This window comes from Imperialibacter sp., from assembly GCF_048007035.1.
GTDB lineage: Bacteria > Bacteroidota > Bacteroidia > Cytophagales > Cyclobacteriaceae > Imperialibacter.
Genome location: NZ_CP180355.1, coordinates 2,366,325 through 2,385,165, shown reverse-complemented (window position 1 = coordinate 2,385,165; position 18,841 = coordinate 2,366,325). Strand labels below are relative to the sequence as shown.

At 48.4% G+C, this 18,841-nt stretch carries 12 protein-coding genes; 7 read left to right on the top strand and 5 right to left on the bottom strand.

Going from position 1 to position 18,841, the window contains the following annotated elements:
• The first annotated feature begins 111 nt into the window (after window positions 1-111).
• From ACMVP2_RS10380 to ACMVP2_RS10370, 3 genes are read left to right on the top strand one after another with little or no spacing between them, the layout of a single operon-like run.
• The gene (locus tag ACMVP2_RS10380; RefSeq protein WP_416867649.1) at window positions 112-4,899 is read left to right on the top strand and encodes a beta strand repeat-containing protein; all 4,788 of its coding nucleotides are present in this window, start codon (window positions 112-114) and stop codon (window positions 4,897-4,899) included.
• 11 nt (window positions 4,900-4,910) lie between these two features.
• Window positions 4,911-7,421, top strand: a complete 2,511-nt coding sequence (locus ACMVP2_RS10375) for a T9SS type A sorting domain-containing protein (protein WP_416867648.1) — start codon at window positions 4,911-4,913, stop codon at window positions 7,419-7,421.
• Window positions 7,422-7,458: 37 nt separating this feature from the next.
• Entirely contained in the window at window positions 7,459-8,043 is a 585-nt protein-coding gene (locus tag ACMVP2_RS10370) for a nitroreductase (protein ID WP_416867647.1), read from the top strand.
• 5 nt (window positions 8,044-8,048) lie between these two features.
• Here the strand turns inward: ACMVP2_RS10370 and ACMVP2_RS10365 are convergent, their stop codons facing one another.
• From ACMVP2_RS10365 to ACMVP2_RS10355, 3 genes are read right to left on the bottom strand one after another with little or no spacing between them, the layout of a single operon-like run.
• Window positions 8,049-8,957 carry a cation diffusion facilitator family transporter gene (locus tag ACMVP2_RS10365; protein WP_416867646.1) on the bottom strand — a complete coding sequence of 303 codons (909 nt, stop codon included), beginning with the start codon at window positions 8,955-8,957 and terminating at the stop codon, window positions 8,049-8,051.
• Between the two features lie 9 nt (window positions 8,958-8,966).
• Window positions 8,967-9,692, bottom strand: coding sequence for a methyltransferase domain-containing protein (locus tag ACMVP2_RS10360; protein ID WP_416867645.1), 726 nt, complete (start codon window positions 9,690-9,692; stop codon window positions 8,967-8,969).
• Window positions 9,673-10,797, bottom strand: a complete 1,125-nt coding sequence (locus ACMVP2_RS10355; protein ID WP_416867644.1) for a type III polyketide synthase — start codon at window positions 10,795-10,797, stop codon at window positions 9,673-9,675. The genes ACMVP2_RS10360 and ACMVP2_RS10355 overlap by 20 nt, the downstream gene beginning before the upstream one ends.
• 54 nt (window positions 10,798-10,851) lie before the next feature.
• Here ACMVP2_RS10355 and ACMVP2_RS10350 point away from each other — a divergent pair, with 54 nt between their 5' ends.
• A complete protein-coding gene (locus ACMVP2_RS10350) occupies window positions 10,852-11,718 on the top strand; it encodes a UbiA family prenyltransferase (protein ID WP_416867643.1) in 867 nt (288 codons plus the stop codon).
• Here ACMVP2_RS10350 and ACMVP2_RS10345 read toward each other — a convergent pair.
• Window positions 11,715-12,830 (bottom strand): NAD(P)/FAD-dependent oxidoreductase, encoded by a 1,116-nt coding sequence (locus ACMVP2_RS10345; RefSeq protein ID WP_416867642.1) that lies wholly within the window; start codon window positions 12,828-12,830, stop codon window positions 11,715-11,717. The genes ACMVP2_RS10350 and ACMVP2_RS10345 overlap by 4 nt on opposite strands.
• 131 nt (window positions 12,831-12,961) lie before the next feature.
• Between ACMVP2_RS10345 and ACMVP2_RS10340 the strand changes: the two genes are divergently transcribed.
• The 3 genes from ACMVP2_RS10340 (at window position 12,962) to ACMVP2_RS10330 (ending at window position 17,559) form a co-directional block, all read left to right on the top strand.
• Window positions 12,962-15,388, top strand: a complete 2,427-nt coding sequence (locus ACMVP2_RS10340; RefSeq protein ID WP_416867641.1) for a heavy metal translocating P-type ATPase — start codon at window positions 12,962-12,964, stop codon at window positions 15,386-15,388.
• 3 nt (window positions 15,389-15,391) lie between these two features.
• On the top strand, window positions 15,392-15,562 hold the full coding sequence (gene ccoS / locus ACMVP2_RS10335; protein WP_339785728.1) for a cbb3-type cytochrome oxidase assembly protein CcoS: 171 nt from the start codon (window positions 15,392-15,394) through the stop codon (window positions 15,560-15,562).
• Between the two features lie 77 nt (window positions 15,563-15,639).
• Window positions 15,640-17,559 carry an LTA synthase family protein gene (locus tag ACMVP2_RS10330; protein WP_416867640.1) on the top strand — a complete coding sequence of 640 codons (1,920 nt, stop codon included), beginning with the start codon at window positions 15,640-15,642 and terminating at the stop codon, window positions 17,557-17,559.
• Here the strand turns inward: ACMVP2_RS10330 and ACMVP2_RS10325 are convergent.
• Window positions 17,556-18,707 carry an aspartyl protease family protein gene (locus ACMVP2_RS10325; RefSeq protein WP_416867639.1) on the bottom strand — a complete coding sequence of 384 codons (1,152 nt, stop codon included), beginning with the start codon at window positions 18,705-18,707 and terminating at the stop codon, window positions 17,556-17,558. The genes ACMVP2_RS10330 and ACMVP2_RS10325 overlap by 4 nt on opposite strands.
• Window positions 18,708-18,841 lie beyond the last annotated feature (134 nt).

Genomic DNA, 18,841 nt, shown 5'->3' with positions numbered 1-18,841 from the left:
TATTGAAAAGTTCTTATCTTCGGGTTGCTGCCTATAGCCCAGTTTGCGGGCCTTTATTGTAACTATTGTATTTTCTTGAGCCGTGTATAGGCTCAACCGATCTAATCGAACATGAAATTTAAAATTTTGGTGTTCTCAATAGCACTGGTAGGTGCTATTCAGAACTTGTATGCCCAAAACTCAGTTGGCATTGGCACAGAAACGCCGAATCAAAATGCTGTCCTTGAGTTAATTGCTATCAATGGAAATCAAGGCTTTCTTGCTCCACGGCTAACCGCTGCCGAGCGAACAGCCTTCGCAGCCAATCTGGCGGCTACCGACAATGGCATGTTGGTTTTCGACAGCGATGATGGGACACTGTATGTTTGGTACAACTCTGCCTGGAACGCCATAGGATTGTCTCAACTTGTGGCTGGCGATGGCATTTCAATTACCGGTCAGGAGATCACTAACTCAGGAGATGTTGATGCCACAGATGATGTGACCATCACAACGGCATCTGCCGGTGATGTGTTGGGCCGCTTCGATTCTCTGGTAGTTTCGGGGCTCAAAGGACTGCCGCTAGACAGCATCGCACCATCAACAGGGTTTGGCCTCGTTTGGAATGGAAGCCTTTGGAAGTTTGCCCTGGATTCGGCGTCTAATCAGACAGTTATTCCCAATGCAGATCTATTGGCCACCAATACGCAGGCAGCACTAGAAGAACTGCAGGTGGAGATATTGTCTATCACCAGCGGCCCAAACAGCATTGGCAGCCCTGAGATAATAGATGGATCAATTGCTGACGCAGACATAAATGCGACGGCCGCTATAGCAGGAACAAAGGTTAACCCAAACTTTGGCACACAAAACATCATAACCACAGGCACAGTAACCGGTGCATCTTTTTCCGGCGACGGAAGTGGCTTAACCAATATACCAGCGACTCCAGGGCCAAATACGGTAGGTAGCCCTGAACTTATTGATGGATCGATTGCCGATGCGGATATTAACGCTGCCGCAGCAATCGCTGGTACTAAGGTTACTCCAAATTTTGGTGCTCAGAACATATCGACCACCGGATCAGTGACGGCAAGCTCCTTTTCGGGCGACGGGAGCGGATTAACCAACATTCCCGCCACCCCAGGCCCGAATACTGTCAGCAGCGCAGAAGTTGTAGATGGCTCAATCGCATTTTCCGATCTGAACACTGCCGTAGTGGATGGAGTTACACTGGCGTCGAACGGCTCGTCGTTTGAGGTGCGTGACAATGGAGTGACAACGGCAAAGCTGGTGAATGGGTCGGTGACAGACGCCAAGGTAAGCGACGTAGCGCCAGCAAAGATTACCCAATCGGGTGCAACCATTGGTCAGGTACTAAAATGGACCGGCAGTGCCTGGGCTCCTGCGACTGACGTTACCGGTTTGGCCTCGCTTACCAACGGTACGCTGCTGATTGGCGACGGCACCAATACTCCTCAGGAACATGCAATTTCCGGCCATATTAATATCGATAATACTGGAACGGCATTGATTCAAAACGGCGTCATTACGCATGATATGGTCAACGACCTGTCCTTTGTGGACGGCATTACATTGGTGTCGAATGGGTCAACGTTTGAAGTCCCGGTTGGCGGGATTTCCAGTCTGGAAATACTGGATGGAACCATCTCCGACGCCGACATCAGCGATGTTGATGCGGGAAAGGTAATAGGCCTGGGCACTGCAGCGACACTTAATGTTGGCACCGGGCCAAATCAAATAGTTCAACTGGATGGTGGTGGTGCTTTGCCTGCCGTGGACGGGTCTAATCTGACGGGAGTTACGGTTGGAGCTGGTTCTATTTCGACAGCCGAACTGGCAAATGATGCCGTCACAAGTGCTAAAATAACAAATGGTACCATCACAGATGTCGACATTTCAGATGTGTCTGCTGCAAAGGTTACAGGCCTTGGCTCAGCCGCCACGCTTGATGCAGGGGTCACTACAAACGACCTGGTTCAGCTACCCTCCGACGGCACCCTGCCTGCGCTTGACGGCTCAGCGCTGGTAAACATGTCTGCTGCCCAAATCTCGGGCCTGGGCACAGCGGCCGCTCTGAATGTAGGCACCGCTGCCAATAATGTTGTTCAGCTCGACGGTACAGCCGCTTTGCCTCCGGTGGATGGCAGTGCACTTAGCAACGTAACAGCGGTTAATTTTACAGGGGCACTGGCCGGCGACGTGGTGGGTGGACAGGGAACTACCATTATATCAAATGGTGCTGTGAGCGGGGGTGCAGGTGGAAAAATTGCCGACAATACAATCACAGATGATGATATAAACAGTATCAGCACAGCTGTTATTACAGGGCTAGGCACGGCGGCAGTACTCAATGTTGGGGTATCCAACGGCAATGTGGTGCAGCTTGACGCAACCGGCTTGCCAGTGGTTGACGGATCACAATTGACTAATGTCACTGCCACCGGATTTACCGGCTTACTTGCTGGCGATGTGACAGGAACGCAAGGTGCGACAGTTGTGGAGCAGGTAAATGGCGTAACGGCAGCCAATGTGGCTACAGGTGCCACCGCTGCCAATGCTGCCACAAGCCTCAATACATCAGGAACTATCGTTGCCAGGGACGGTTCAGGAGACTTTTCGGCAAATAATATTACCGCCACCTCCTTTGCAGGCGATGGTGCGGCCATTACAGGTTTAAATCCAAATGCAATTATGGATATGGAGATTAACCCAACGGACAATTTTGTTTCATTTGGGGCAGGTGGTGGTAAAACAGCGGCTTTGGGTGGAGCCGCTGGTACGGACAACACTTTTTTTGGCGCTAATGCCGGTCAGGCGACAACGGCTTCCGGCACGACAAATACGTTTGTCGGATCCAATGCGGGCCTTAGCAATACGACCGGGTCGGGGAATGTTTTTCTTGGGGGCGATGGCGGAACAAATACTAATGGAGATTTCAATACCTTGATTGGTTCAGGAGCCGACGTTGGACTCGACGGATTGACGAATGCAACTGCCATTGGGGCAAACGCAGTAGTGAGTCAGGATAACTCGCTGACCTTGGGAGCTGTTGGCACAAAGGTGGGTATTGGACAAAGCACACCGCTTAGCGACTTGCAAATCAATGACGATTTCCACCTTTTTCATTTTGATGATGGAGGAACCATCGAGGGGGAGTTTATAGGAGAAAATTTGTATGGTGAAGGAACGGCTATTAAATATACCAAGACGGGACCCGGTAGTTTGATCTTCCAGAACGCTGGCCAAATTCAGTTTATGGTGGGAACCAGCCAGACGGTTGGAACCGATGGCCTGTTGGCTGGTTCAATAGATAACGCTCTGGTAATTAATAACTCCCGTGACGCCGCATTTAGCGGAGCTGTTGAAGTGGGCGACGTATTTGGAACACCCACTTCAGGCATGATAAGGTACAATGGTGCTTTTGAGGGGTACGACGGAGCCACGTGGATAAACCTCGGCGCCACCGGGATTGACGGTCCAATTGGGCAGGACATTTTGTTTGATGGCGATGCCGACAGGCTTATTTCACTTAATCAGACCTCAAGCGGGGTGGGCAAGAACTTGTTTGTATATGCTGGTACAGCTGCTACATCCAGCGGAAGTGTTGGAGGTGATTTGAACCTGGCTGGCGGATATGGAGACGGAGCAGCGGCACAGGGAAATGTTTCGATTTCCGGTAGCCGTCTCTACACGCCCGAAACTGAAATCACCGGATCCGTTTCCGGCACATCAGCATCTATTTTTAGTATATGGAATAGTGATCTCAACGCTTTGGTGGATGTTTCTGCCAATGGCAACGTAGGAGTTGGGGCAACCGCCCCTTCAGCACAATTTGAAGTGGTAAACAATGGTTTAGGTACGCATCCGGACGGCATATTCACTGTCTTCAATAACGCAAAGACAATTAGCCATCTTACGGTTAACAATGCAGGAAATGTCGGAGTTGGTAACGAAACACCATCGTCGAGGTTGGAGGTGACCGGCACCGGCACGGCTTCAAAAATAGAAATAAGCGACACTGGCACGGGCGACGCCGGGATGAATTTCAATGTTTCGGGAGTCGATTTTTCTATGGGAATAGATTATTCAGATGCACAGGCGTTTAAGGTATCGTCATCAAACGCTCTGGGGACATTGGATCGGCTAAGAATCAGCAGAACCAGTGGAGAAACTACAATAACCTCTACAGCTGGCTCAGCACCCTTAACCCTATCGGTGCCCTCGACAGGTGGTCACTACCTAAACGTAAATAACGGCACGGTGGGAACGCAGTATGGCGTTGTAGGCACATCATTTAGTGCGATAGGAACAAACACAAGTCACGACATGGTAGTTTGGGCCAATAGTGCGGAACGCATTCGAGCCAAGGCTGTAGGCGGTGTAGATGTAACTGGAGTTTTGGATGCTGATGATTTTACTTTTGCAGCACCGGTGACAAAATATGCCAGCTACAGCTCGAATGTATTTGATATCCTGACCGTCGGAGGTTCAGATTCCAAGTTTGCCTCTCCAAATGCAATTACAGGATATCATTACTTTAATGGAGTGTCTGGTGCCCTGGGTTATGCGATGGCCTCGGTAAATTTGCCTGATGGTGCCGTGATAACCGAATTGGCAGCTTGGATTTGGGATGATGATGCAGCAACCCCAGTCAGAGTTGAGATTGTTCGACATCAGCATGGGACTAGTGCCTACAATTCGGTGGCACAAATTGAAAGCCTCACTGCAACGGCCCTGGCTTCGGTTCAAAACCTTACTACAACCTCCATTTTTTTCGGAACAATCGACAATTCTCAGTATTCCTATTTTTTGAGATTTACCGGGAAGGACGATAACTCCCAAAATACACGGTTATACAATGCCCGGATCGAATATGACATGTACAAGCCGTATTGAAAAAAGATCGCATGAAATGGTTTAATAAGTTCGTCAGTATTTTTTTGTTGGCCGCTGTTTGTGGAGGGGAAATTTTTGCCCAGCTCACCACTACTCCGGGAACCACTGTTGGTATTTCTGTAGCCACAAAAGTGGGCGTGCAAGCCAATGTGATCAACCAGGGCACCATTTCAAATACCGGCACTTTGTATCTCCACAACGACTGGAGCAACTCCGGCACTTATGGAGGCGTAGGTATCGTAAACTTGTTTGGGGCAGATCAATCGTTTGCCCACAATGGTCAGGCGCTGGCCTCTTTGTTTGTAAACGGGGGAGGGTCAAAGCAAATTTCGTCCAATGTTTTAATCACTGAAGGTCTTGTGCTTGCGAACGGGTTGATAGATGTAAATCCCGCAGCCAATTTTGTTGTGAAAAGCACCGCCAGTATTTCCGGCGCATCTCCGTCGAGCTACGTCCGGGGAAAAATGCAAATTTCAGGGCAGGGCAATCAATACTTTCCTATTGGCGTTGGCTCCACCTTCACGCCGGTAGAGTTGATAAAAGTAAAGGGCAACGCTCCGGTGGTTTCCATGGAGGTGAAGGAACCGCACCCGGCTGGCCAAAGTGGCCTCGGGGTTGTGCAAATCTCACAGGCAAGGTACTGGGAGAAAACTGTTATTTCTGGCGAAATGACGGAGGGACAAATTACCTTGCCTGCAATCAACGAAAGCTTCATTGGCACGATGAACAATGCTTCGATAGTGGCATCAGTTGAACTTGGTGGGACTTATGAAAGCCTGGGCCAGCAGTCTGCCAGCGGCACTGTCGACAATGGTACGGTGACCAGTTTTGAAGATGCACTTTTCAGCTTTTATGCACTAGCCAGCGAAATCAACAACAGCAGGGAGGCCGACTCCGTGGCTTTAGTGAAGCTTTACTCAAGAGCAAACGGCGACGACTGGATTAACAAAACAGATTGGTTAACTACCCCGATAGACACCTGGCACGGCGTCAGCGTTCAGGGAGGAAGGGTGGTAGGCATCAACCTGGCCGACAACAACCTTACAGGCCGCCTCACGGCTGACGTTAGAAAGTTGTCTTTGGCGGCCAGTCTGAACTTTTCAAATAACCAAATCGGGCAGGGTGTACCGGCTTCAGCAGCGCAGCTTACCAACCTTCAAACACTCAACCTGGCCGGCAACAGGTTGGAAAATCTTCCCGACCTTTCAACACTGCCTAATATTCAGCTGATAGATGTTTCGGGTAACCTTTTGCAATTTGATGACCTTGAACCGAACATCGGTCTCTCCAATTTTAACTATGCTAATCAGGGGAGGTTTGGAACAGCGCTGGACTCCCTTCAGCCGGTACATACAACTTTTGTGAATGATTTGCCCGTGGGGGGCTCAGCCAACGAGTACCAATGGTTTCGCAAAGGCGAGTCGGTTGCTCAAGCCAACTCATCCACCCTCATCATCGATGATTTGGTCTACGACAACATGGGAGAGTATGAGCTTCGTGCCACCAGTTCGCTGGTCCCTGATCTTATCCTGGCCAGTAACACCCAGCGGATAAGGGCAACAGCCAGCGTGCAAGGGCGAGTAACGAACGCAGATGGAGCCAATGTTGCCAATGCTACCGGTGCTGCACTGGGCATTAGACCCGGGCGTTACGACACCCTTGGCAACTATACCGGAGGAGCTAACGGTTTGTTTTTTATCCCTCAACTTGTGTTAGGAGACTATCTGCTCTATGCCAGCCAAAACAACAGTGTTTACATTCCAACTTATCATAAAAGGACGATAGACTGGGCATTTGCCGACGTGGTAAATGTAAGAGAAAACACCACCGGGGTCGATATAACGATGGAACATCTTCCAAGGGAGCTGACGCCCGATGATGGTGATAATGTTGTGCTAGGATTTTTGGATGAAGATTTTGGCAATGGCAAAGTGTTGGACAGGAAACGGGTGAAAGGGGCAGGAGTCAGTATCAGCCGTTCAAGGTTCAGGGCAAAAGACCATGAGGACGACTATGAATTGGTGGTGTACATCCAGACCGACGAGAACGGTGAGTTTGAAATTAGCAACCTGGCTGACGGCGATTACAGGATCAATATTCAGTACCCTGGTATTCCAATAGACCCAGCGTCATTTATCGATTTCCAGCTCGGAGGCGGAGCAGGCCTGGAGCAAAACAGGATTTCACTGGAAGCTCTGGTGACGGAAGAATCGCTCCTTATTACGAAGGTGAAAGAAACAGGCATCTATTTGAGCTATTTCAAAGACCTTGAAGTGTATCCTAACCCGGCTGACAAATTCGTTACCATCAAATATGAGCAGCTGGTTAAAGGAAACGTTGTGGCTGAGTTGATGGACCTGAACGGAAACAGCCTGAAAACTACAGCGCTGAAAAACGAAAAGAACCACACGCAATTGTTGGACGTTGCGGATGTCAATAATGGGATATACGTCCTTCGTTTTCATGATCAACTGGTTCCTGGCAGGCCAATAATTACCTACAGAATAATTATTTCCCGGTAATTTTTGTTGACTAGCTTTACGGAGAAAAAGCAGCAGAATGTTCAATACAGAGGAATTCAACAGACTCATTAAGCGCAGGAGATCAATTTACACAGGGCAATTTACCGGGGAGAAGGTGGACGAAGCAGTTATTCACCAAATGCTGGAAAATGCCAATTGGGCACCGACTCATGGGCTTACCGAGCCCTGGAGATTTACCGTTTTTACTGGTGATGGCATTAAAAAATTGGCCACCTTTCAGGCGGAGTTATTCAAGAAAGTAACCACTGCCCAGGGCAACTTTAACGAAGGAAAATACGAGGGGCTTAAAACCAAGCCACTATCGGCATCTCACATTATCGGAATAGGAATGAAAAGAGATGAAAGGGGAAAAGTCCCCGAAATCGAGGAAATTGAGGCGGTTTCATGCGCTGTGGAGAACATGTACCTGACGGCTGCTGCCTACGGCGTTGGCTGCTATTGGGGCTCTGGAGGGATCACTTACATGGATGAAGCAAAATCATTTTTTGGCATTGGCGAGAATGACAAATTTCTTGGCTTTCTCTTTATTGGAGTGCCCGGTTCAAAATGGCCCGAAGGGAAACGAGCACCCGTGAAAGAGAAAACAACCTGGGTGCGCTGACCTTTTTAACAATCTTCATATTCGCAAACGTCGTCCCTTGTCTCCACCTCAAAGGTCTGGTGGTTGATGCCAAAGGAAGCGGCTACTTTTCGGGCCTCCCTTTTAACAGCGGCAACAACCTGGGCTGAAGCATCATCTTCCACTACCAGGTGGCAGGAAAGCACATTGTATTGTCCGTCCATGGTCCACACATGAATATCATGAACATCACTCACGTGTTCGATGGTCATCAGCTGATCGTGGATTGCCTTTACGGATAGATCGTCTGGCACAGCCTGCAAAAATATAGTGATGGTTTCGCTCAATGTGCGGTATACACCAAACAAAATGAAAACTGCTATGCCTATCGACAGCAAAGGATCGATAAAATACCAGTCGGTAAAATGGATAACGATGGAGCCAATCAGCACCGCTACCCAGCCAAGCACGTCTTCAAGCAGGTGCCATTTTACCACTTTTTCGTTGGCGGTTTTCCCGCCCCACATTTTCCACACAGCAGCACCGTTGACCAGGATACCCAACACAGAAAAAATCAGCATGCCAAAAGTTTGTACCGGCTCTGGGTTCCAGAAACGGGGAACTGCTTCGATGATGATGATGACCGAACCGGCAAAAAGAATGAGGCCACTAATGGTGGCCGAAATAAGAGAGAAGCGTTTGTAACCGTAGCTAAAGTTTTTGTCTCTTTTTTTTCTGGAAATCCGCTCAAAAATCCAACTGAGCCCTATGGCCATGGAGTCGCCCAAATCGTGGAGGGCGTCCGATAAAATAGCCATCGAATTTGTCAGCAGCCCACCTATCAGCTCGAGAATGGCAAAGATCAGATTGATGAAAAAAACAGCCCTTAGCTTACCAGAGCTGTCGTGCTCGTGGTGGTGGTGATGCCCATGATGATGTCCGTGCTGATGCGCCATGCTCAAATATCAGGCATATATGACTAATTCCCAACGGAACGCCCATTTCCATTGAATATCGTAGGACTGAATGCTGGCTTTGCGAAGAATATGCTCAAGGTCTGTTTTGAGAAACGACCTGAGTACCGATAGCCGGGCGTCGTATTTCACCATGGGTGAGCGGGAAAACATTCTTGTTAGCCAATCGATGGAGTGGTACGCAAACCAGTGGCGGTGCAGGTCATTGTTGATAATGCCCATGTTCACCTGGCCAATCCACTGCGAGTAGAAGGCAACAAGCTCGGGCTCGGGAAAATGATGCGTGAACAGGCTGGTGTGGATGATGTCAAACCTTAGTTTGGAAAATGCCTTCGAGTAGATGTCAATCTGTTCAAACCTGATTTCAGGAAAATCTTTCGTGTTCTGCCGGGCATATTCCAGCACGTGAGGATTAGCGTCAATGCCAATCAACTCCAGTTGCAGATTGTTTTTTCTACCCCACCGGGCCAGCAGCTTCATGATATCGCCACCTCCGCAGCCAATGTCGGCGATCACTATTTTTTCTTTTCGTTTTTTGGGGTGCCGACTCAGTAGCTTTTTTAGGCCACTCAGGCTGATATTGTTGCCGCCAAGTAATATGTTGATGGTGTCGAGCTCTTTGAGCGTTTGGACAATAATGTCTCCCGAGGAGCTCAGGTCATCCATCCATTCTAATGCTGCTGAGCGTTGCGAAAAATTAGGCACGGCGTTCGACATTGATTTCAAGCAGCATACTTTCGAGCGTTAGGCCAGGGCCAAAGGCGAAACTCAACACTTTTTTCCTGTCATCTTTTTCCGATAGGCTTTCCATGATCCTTTTTAGAACGAATAACACGGTGGGTGACGACATATTGCCGAATTCACGGAGTATTTCGTAAGCCGCCCAATTTTGTGCCTTTTCTATGCCAATGGCCTCTTCGATGGATTCAAGTATTCGCTTGCCTCCCGGGTGGATGGCAAAGTAGTCCACAGCTGCTGCGGAGCCACCATGTTGTCTCAGGAGTTTTTCTGTTAGTTTTCCGATGCCACCCTTTACAATGTCGGGCACATAGGCTGAAAGTTTCATCTCAAAACCGAAGTCGCCAATTTGCCAGGCCATGTCATTTTCTCCCGTTTTGTCGACATCACAATGGAAGTTTGTCAGGGTGAGATTGACTCCGTTCTTCTTTTTTCCGGATATGAGCATGGCTGCCGCTCCATCAGCAAAAAGGGCATTGGCCAGTAGGTTGTCTTCGGTGGGCTGGTTCTGAAAGTGCAATGTGCACAGCTCCACACAAACGACAAGTACTTGTGCACCATTGTGCGAGCGACAAATGTTATCAGCCACTTTCATGGCATTGAACGCAGCGTAGCAACCCATAAAGTTGATGGCTGTGCGTTGCACATCATTTGCTAAACCGAGCTGTTTTAGCAACTCAAGGTCGAGCCCGGGAGCATACATGCCCGTGCAGCTAACGGTAACAAGGTGCGTTATCTCCTCTTGCCAGTTTGGCTTCAGCCCGACGACCTTCTCAAGATCGTTTACAGCTTTTTGGCAAAGAGGAAGTGCCTCCTGCCTGTACCGCTCCATTCTTGAGCTGATGGTGGGAAATGGCTCCAGGCGCTCATTTTTGGGGTAGAAAGTGAAGTCACTTACTGCCGCACCATAGTCGTCGAGCACCGAATGGCGGTATCGAATACCGGAAGCCCGATAAAGAGCCTCCAATCTTTTGGCATCTTTCCCGGTCAGCCCGTGCGCTTTAATCATAAACCCCAGAATATCACTTTGACTAAAGCGATGAGTGGGGGTAGCGGTGCCTATTCCGAGAATATTAGATTCCATAGATGGTATAATAAGCTAAATTTAGCCTTACTTGTTCAAACACTTGGCTATTATATGTTACAAAAGGCTACCTGGCTTCATCTTCGTATACCCTTTTCCTTCTACTTATTGCCGGTATTCGTGTTTGCCTGTGCGACAGTAAAGCCTGATAGCCTTTTATTGACCGGGCTTATTTTCTTAATACTTCACCTTTTCCTTTACCCTGCCAGCAATGGCTTTAACTCATATTTTGATAAAGATGAAGAAAGCATTGGTGGTTTGGAGCATCCACCAAAAGTATCCGAAGAACTTTACTGGACGTCGCTGATCTTCGATGCCGTAGCCCTTGTTGCTGGGTTCATGATTAATTGGGTATTTGCACTGATGCTTTTTGGCTATGGACTGGCGTCGAAAGCCTATAGCCATCCGCTTACCCGTTGGAAAAAGAAGCCATTGCTTGGCTGGCTTGTGGCTGGCTTTTTTCAAGGGTATTTCACGTTTATGCTGGTAGTGATAGGGCTTGAAGACTTTTCTCCTGAGGTATTTCTGAACGCCAAATATTTCGTGCCAGCTTTTTTATCCTCTGCCTTGCTTTGGGGCTCTTACCCCATGACCCAGGTATATCAACATGAGGAGGACGGAAGAAGAGGAGATGAGACGCTGAGCCGCAAACTTGGTGTTTTGGGCACTTTTCATTTTACAGCCGTCTGTTTCACTGCGGCAAGCGGCGGTTTTTTCTACTATTTTTTGACGAGCTACGGAATGACCACCGCATTGGCTTTTTTAATAGCTATGGCGCCGGTGCTCGCTTATTTTCTCTGGTGGTATGCCATGGTGCGAAACGATGGAAAGCAGGCAAACTTTAGAAATACCATGCGGCTGAACTTGTATTCTGCCATCTGTCTCAACCTGTTTTTTTCCTGGCTTTGGCTGTTTACCTAGAAAGGTCGGCCATGTGTTTGAGCGATAATGCGTTTGGCTAAAAATGGCAAGCCACCCACCAGCCCCACTCCAATATTGGAGGTAAAATGAGTGCCGAAAAGATTTTGTGACTGTCGGCCTACCCAGAGGCGGCGGGCAAATTGCTGCCTCCACTTCTGAGCATACTCTTTTTCAATGGCCGCCAGGTCAAAGGCATTATTCCGGCGGTGGGAAGTAATTATTTCTGCCAAAATTTTAGCGGAATGAATGGCCATAGCCATACCGTTGCCACACAAGGGAGTGATCAGTCCAGCCGAATCGCCCGACATGTGGATGCCATTGCTGGTAGTCTCCTTTTTCTCAAAAGAGATTTCGTTGATCACCTCGGGGGCATCGAACAGGAAGTCGGAATTTTCGAAAATGCTCTTTAACCTTGGGTTTTGGTGGAGTACTGCCTTTTCCATCTCTGCGATACTTCCAAAGGCTTTCAGGTTTTCGGTGCGGCTCAGGTAGCAAATATTGTAAGTATCGCTTTCAACCTTACTAATGCCGCAATATCCGCCCGGAAAATTGTGAAGGGCTATCAAATCATTTGGGAAATCGGTTTTCACGTGGTACTTCACACCAACAAAGGGCGACCTTTTTTCCATAAAAGGCCTGCTGAGCTGCTTGTCAATTTTGGATCTTTTGCCGTGCGCCCCAATCACCAACCTGCTGCTGGTTGATTGGCCGTTGCCATAACTTACCACAAAGCCCTGGCCCTCTCTCGATACGTCGTCAACAGATTGATTGAGTGCAAACTCTACACCGCTTTCAACGGCTTTCTCATAAAGGAACTGATCGAACTGGAACCGGCTGATGCCGAAGCCACCCATAGAAAGGGACACTGAGGCCTGCTTGCCAGAGATGGCCGACAGGCTGAATTGTTTGATGGAGGCTGGTTCGAAATCATCGGGATAGAGCCCGTTGCGTCGCAAAAAAGGCACCACCTCATTCGAAATGTATTCTCCACAGACCTTGTGAAAGGGGTAGCTTTTTTTCTCTATCAGGAGCACGTCAAGCCCTGTCTTGGCCAGCAAAATGCTGTTGACCAGTCCTGCTAACCCACCTCCGATAATTATTACGTCTCTCATGAATAAGAAATATAGGTTAAAATGAGCTGGCAGCACTTTTTGTTTTCGTCTTTGTTGCAGACTGACAAAAATCAGTGGATAATAAAGGCAATATCATAACCTTTCACTGTATTGTCCACGAATTTTGGAACATGCAGACAACCCTCCCAAAGAAGCCTGTTGCAGAGAAAACTTATTGCTATCACTGTGGTGATGAGTGCCTCTTTGAGCCTATTTTGGCCCACGAAAAGCACTTTTGCTGTGAGGGCTGCAAAACGGTTTACGAGCTGCTACAGGACAATGGCCTTTGCGACTACTACGAACTGGAGCAAACTCCCGGCATGAGCCTGAAGCAGCCAAAATCCAGTGAGGCCTACGAATTTCTTGACGAGGAGGCAATCAGTAAAAAACTGATCGACTTCACTGACGGCAAGACCACAAAAGTGACCTTTTATATTCCCGCTATTCACTGCAGCTCCTGCCTTTGGCTACTGGAAAACCTTCCAAGGTTAGAGAGTTCGGTGATCAGTTCCAGGGTCAACTTTGTGAAAAAGGAGCTTACGATAGCCTTTCAGCAGGATAATGTAAGCCTTAGAAAAATCGTAGAGTTACTGGCTTCTATTGGCTATGCGCCGCTCATTACACTCGAAGACGAAGCAAAAGAACAGAAGAAAACTTCCTCACCCAACCGGAAACTCTACGCCCAACTCGGTGTAGCGGGTTTCTGCTTTGGCAATACTATGTTGCTCAGCTTTCCTGAATACCTCGGCTTCGATGGCGACGAGGGTTATCTCAAGCAATTTGTTGGCTACCTGAACTTCCTATTGGCACTTCCTGTCGTGTTCTATTCTGCGCAGGACTATTTTGTGTCTGCTTTTAAGAGCCTGCGAAAGAAGTTTGTGAACATCGACGTACCAATTTCTCTTGGTATTGCTGCCCTTTTTCTGCGGAGCACCTATGAGGTGTTTTTAGGAGGAGAGGCTGGGTATTTCGATTCGCTTGCGGGCCTGCTGTTCTTCTTGCTTATTGGCAAGTGGTTCCAGAGCAAGAGCTACGACCACCTTTCATTTGAGCGGAATTACACCTCCTATTTCCCCCTGGCGGTGCTCAAGTGGGTTGACGGTGCAACCAGAAACATCCCCGTTTCTGACATTAAGAAAGGCGATATTTTGCTGATTAGAAACAAAGAGCTGATACCAGCTGATGGCATTCTCATCAGCCCTTCGGCCTCGGTAGACTACAGCTTCGTTACCGGCGAAAGTGATCCCGTAAACAGGATACAGAATGACTTGCTGTATGCTGGCGGCCGCCAGCAGGGCGCTTCTGTTAAGGTACTGATAGAAAAGGACGTGTCTCAGAGCTACCTTACCCAGCTTTGGAACCATAGCTCCTTTGTAAAGGAAAATGAGGAACAGTACCAGCAGCTGATCAATGTAATCGCCAGGTATTTTACTATGGCTGTCATGGTGCTGGCCACCGGAGCGTTTATTTTTTGGTGGCAGCAATCGCCCACGCTGGCGGTAAATGCTTTTACAGCGGTGCTTATTGTTGCCTGCCCCTGTGCACTGGCGCTGGCCACACCATTTACCCTGGGCAATGCTATGGTGATGATGGGCAAAGCTGGACTCTATTTAAAAAACACGCACATCATTGAGAAAATGGCGACCATCAATCGCCTGGTTTTTGACAAAACGGGCACGCTTACCTATGCAAAGGATGGGGATGTAACGTTGGGAGGTCGCTACTCGGACGACGAACTTCAAGCCATTTTTTCAGTGACCAGTCACTCCACCCACCCGTTAAGCCGTAAACTGCACGAGCACCTTTCGCAACGCTTTGCTCAAAAGCTGCCGGTTGATAAGTTTAAGGAAATTGAAAACAAGGGTATTGAAGCGGCCGTCAACGGAAAGGTGTATCGCATAGGGTCTCCATCATTTTGCTTTGAGGAGGCCCGGGTATCGATCACAGAAGGTAATGTTGTTTATTTGGCTATTGATGGAATTACCCGGGGTCACTTTTCCATTCGCACAAAAACGAGGGGAGGGCTGAAGCAAGTAATACAAAAGCTGGCAGCCAGTTTCAAAACTACGCTGCTTTCCGGCGACAGATCCACTGAACAGACGTTGATGAAGGAGGTTTTTCCCGAGGAAACGCCCATGTATTTCAATCAGACGCCGGAAATGAAGCTGGAATATGTGGCTACTTGTCAGGCCAGTGGTGAAAAAGTAATGATGCTGGGCGATGGCCTGAATGATGCCGGTGCCCTTCAGCAGGCCGATGTGGGCATGGCCATCAGCGAGGATGTGGCCAGCTTTTCTCCAGCCAGCGATGCTATTTTGGATGCCGGAAGCTTCGAAAAACTTCCGACGTTTCTGCTGTTTGCCAGGCGAGCCAGGCAAATTATTTTTATTTGCTTTGGGGTATCATTTGCCTACAATATTGTGGGTTTGAGTTTTGCCATGACAGGCATGCTCACCCCCCTGCTAGCGGCCATTCTCATGCCTGTTAGCAGCATCAGCATAGTGGCACTCAGCACTGTATTAGTTCGATTGGTAGCAGGTCGCCTTAAACTTACGTAACAGATGAAAATTATTATCCTTCTTATCAGCATCAGTGTAGTTGTGGCGATCGTTTTTCTTGTCGCATTTCTTTGGGCAATGAAAAGCGGCCAGTACGAAGACACCTACGGGCCATCTGTGAGAATGCTGTTCGACGACAACGTCAAAAAAGACGAGAACAAAACCGAAAAATAGCCGTAAGGTAATCGTTAACTAAAAGTTACCTTTGCGCAACCAAGAGGTTAACGATAGACACTTTAGCAGACGGATAAATGTTGTTTTCACCTGAGGGGAGTACCCCGGTTAAGAGTTTTCTGAACATTGGAGCCTTTGTTCTCAGAGTGCTGGGATTTTTCTTCATCCTCTTCTTTTTCGAGCGGTTGCTATTCGTTGTCTTCTATTTTCCGGAGCTGTTGGGCGAAGCTGGATTCCAGGAAACGCTCAGGGCCTTTTATATGCCCTTCAGGCTTGATCTTTCGGCGGCTGCTTATTTTACCGTTATCCCCTTTTTGCTAAGCCTGGGGTTTCTCTTTGTCGGGCATCAGCGGGTGAGAACCGTGCTGACCAAAGTCATCACCGTGTTAATTCTGGTATTTGCAGCCCTAACGATTCTTATTCATGTAGGTGAAACTGTTACCTACCAGGAGTGGAAGTCGAAGCTTTCTTCACGGGTCTTTGTGCACCTTGCCCACCCTACCGAGGTGGTTCGCACAGCGACTCCAGCTTACATGGTTGAGTTTGCTCTGATGGTGCTGGCATTGGGGTTTGTTGTCTGGCTGCTGTACTGCAAACTTTTGAAGAGAGCAACTCCCGTAGCTGTTCCGAGTTCCTGGTTCCGGCGTTTTGCCATTGGCCTTCCAGCGCTGCTTTTTTATGTCTTTCTGCTCATTGTGGCTATACGAGGAGGCCTGGGAAGATATCCGTTAGGCATATCCAATGGCTATTTTTCTAACTATCATATTGTCAACGATGCCTCGGTTAACACCATCTGGAACTTTGGAGATAAATGGTTGCGCTACCGCAAAGGCAATCTTGATCAGTTCTTTGGCAAATATCCGCAAGAGAAGGCGGAGGATATAACAAGAATGCTATTGAGTGACCACGATAGCCTGACTACAAAGGTGGTTCAAAAGGACACCTTCAATATTGTGTTTATAGTGCTCGAAAGCTGGTCGGCCCAAATGGTGGAGGCGCTCGGGGGAGTGGGCGCTCCCAGTGTCTCGAAAGTGGCCGGTGAAGGCATCCTTTTTGAGCGGGTATATGCTGCGTCATGGACTTCGCAAAAAGGGAACGCATCCATTTTTAGCGGTTACCCGGCCTTGCCTCGCAGCCCCATCAATCAGCAGGATGAGAAAATACGCAGCCTGCCTTCTTTGCCCCGGAGCCTCGGTGACTATAATTCGGAATACCACTACGGCGGCGACCTCGATTTTGGAAATATAGGCGGGTATTTGGTGAATGCCGGGTTTAAAAAGTTGTTCGACGAAGACTCACTTAGCAGTCTGCAGCCCCGGGGCCGACTGGGGGCACACGATGAAGCGACCCTGCCTTATTTTTACGATCAGTTGGAGCGAGCGGGCAAAGGAGACAAGCCTTTCTTCTATTCACTTTTTACACTAAGCAGTCATTCACCTTACGACATACCCGGACTGACCGACTGGCCAACCGGCGGGGAGTGGGCGGCCTATGCAGCCACAGTGGCCTATGCCGACGAGCATTTGGGTAGGTTTTTTGAAAAGGTGAGACACTCGGCCATTTACGACAACACCCTGTTTGTGATGATAGCAGACCATGGCCGCACCAATGAATACAATCCGTTTCCTTACAATGACAAGATGTACCACATTCCTATGATTTGGTGGGGAGGAGTGATCAAAGAGGAGTTTCGGGGAGCCAAAGTGGATAAAATAGGTGCTCAATACGACCTAGCCAAAACGCTATTAAGTCAAATGGGTCGGGAGGTTTCAGGTTATCGATTCAGTAAAGATTTGCTCAACAAAGGGTCGGAGGGCTTTGCCATGTATGAACACCACAATGGCTATGGGTGGGTTGACGCCAATGGCTATTTTGCCTTCGACTTCGACAGGAACAAAGTGGTAGAAAGTGAATTTACTGACGAGTCTGCTTTTGCTGATGCATACGAAAACAGCAGAGCCTTCATCACGGCGGTGTATAGGGACTTTCTTTTCTAGATCATTCGTTCCAGGCGGAAAGTGACCTTTACCTCTTCTGCGTTTCGTAGTAATCTTAGCGTAACTTTTTTCCCTTTTTTAAGCCGCATAAGGGTAGTAAGAAAGTTGAGGCTTGTGTTAGTTATGGTCAGGCCGTTCACCGTTTTGATAATATCCCCTTCCATCACACCTGCTCTTTTCGCTGGCGAGTTTTCCCTCACATTAACGACCCTGATGCGATTGAGCTCTGTGCCATGTGCCACCACTTCCAGCCCGCTCATATCGTACTCAAACTTCTTTTGGTACTCAACGCTTTTTGAGAGATAAAGTGTTTGGCTGAAGTAGTCGTAAATGTGATTGAACCTGCTGAGGATTTCACCTCCTACGGTGCCATTTCTTCGCTCAGCTTCCTCCGGAACAAGGCCATACGAACCTTCATTCGGGTAGGAAGCGATCACCTGATCAAAGCTGTATTTACCAATCTTCACCTTGTCGACCCTGGCCACTACGCCTTCAATATCACCGCCAAGGCCTTTCCCCAGGCTCGCCTCAAGTCTCTTTTCCGGGATATGAATCAGCTGACTGGTGCTTTGATCAAGCAAAATTGCATGACTGGCACCGCTATCTACCATCAGTGCCACGTTCATTTTGGTTCCGTTTTTTTGAGTGATTTCGGCAGCCATATACGGCTTGGTGCCTCGGACAATGAGTGGTACTTTCTCATAGTATTTTTTCGGGTTGAAAAAATTAGGCTCGTAGAATTTTACCACCTTTTTATCATAATTGACTTCGATGATAAAACGGCTGAACAGCTCATATCCTATGATACCGAACACCTCAGTGCCAAGCTGATTGCTTAGGTTGAGGTAGTCCTGATCAAGCACCAACATGGAGATGCCTTGTCCTTCAATGCCAGGAAGCTTGAGCTGCACATTTTTTGCCACGTGAGCCAAAATGCTATCCGCCTGCCCGGGTGCTGTAAAGGTGATGGTGCGGTCGTAAGTAAGGTTGAGGAGAGAGGCAACAAGAGGCTCTGTGAGGATACAGTTTTGAACACCGCTATCGAGGATGAACTTGACGGTAATCCTGCCATTGATAGTCACCGGGATGATAATCAGGTTATTATATCGCTCGAACGGGAATTCAATCACCTTGGCACCTGTGCTCATTCGAAAGCCCAAAAATTGAGCATGGGTCTGGGCCGAAAGAACAAGTAGTAAGCAAACACACAGGATACGAGAAAAAGCTTTTCTCTTTATCATTTTCAACCAGTTCGTCAAGTAGGGTAGTGGTTTAACGTAAT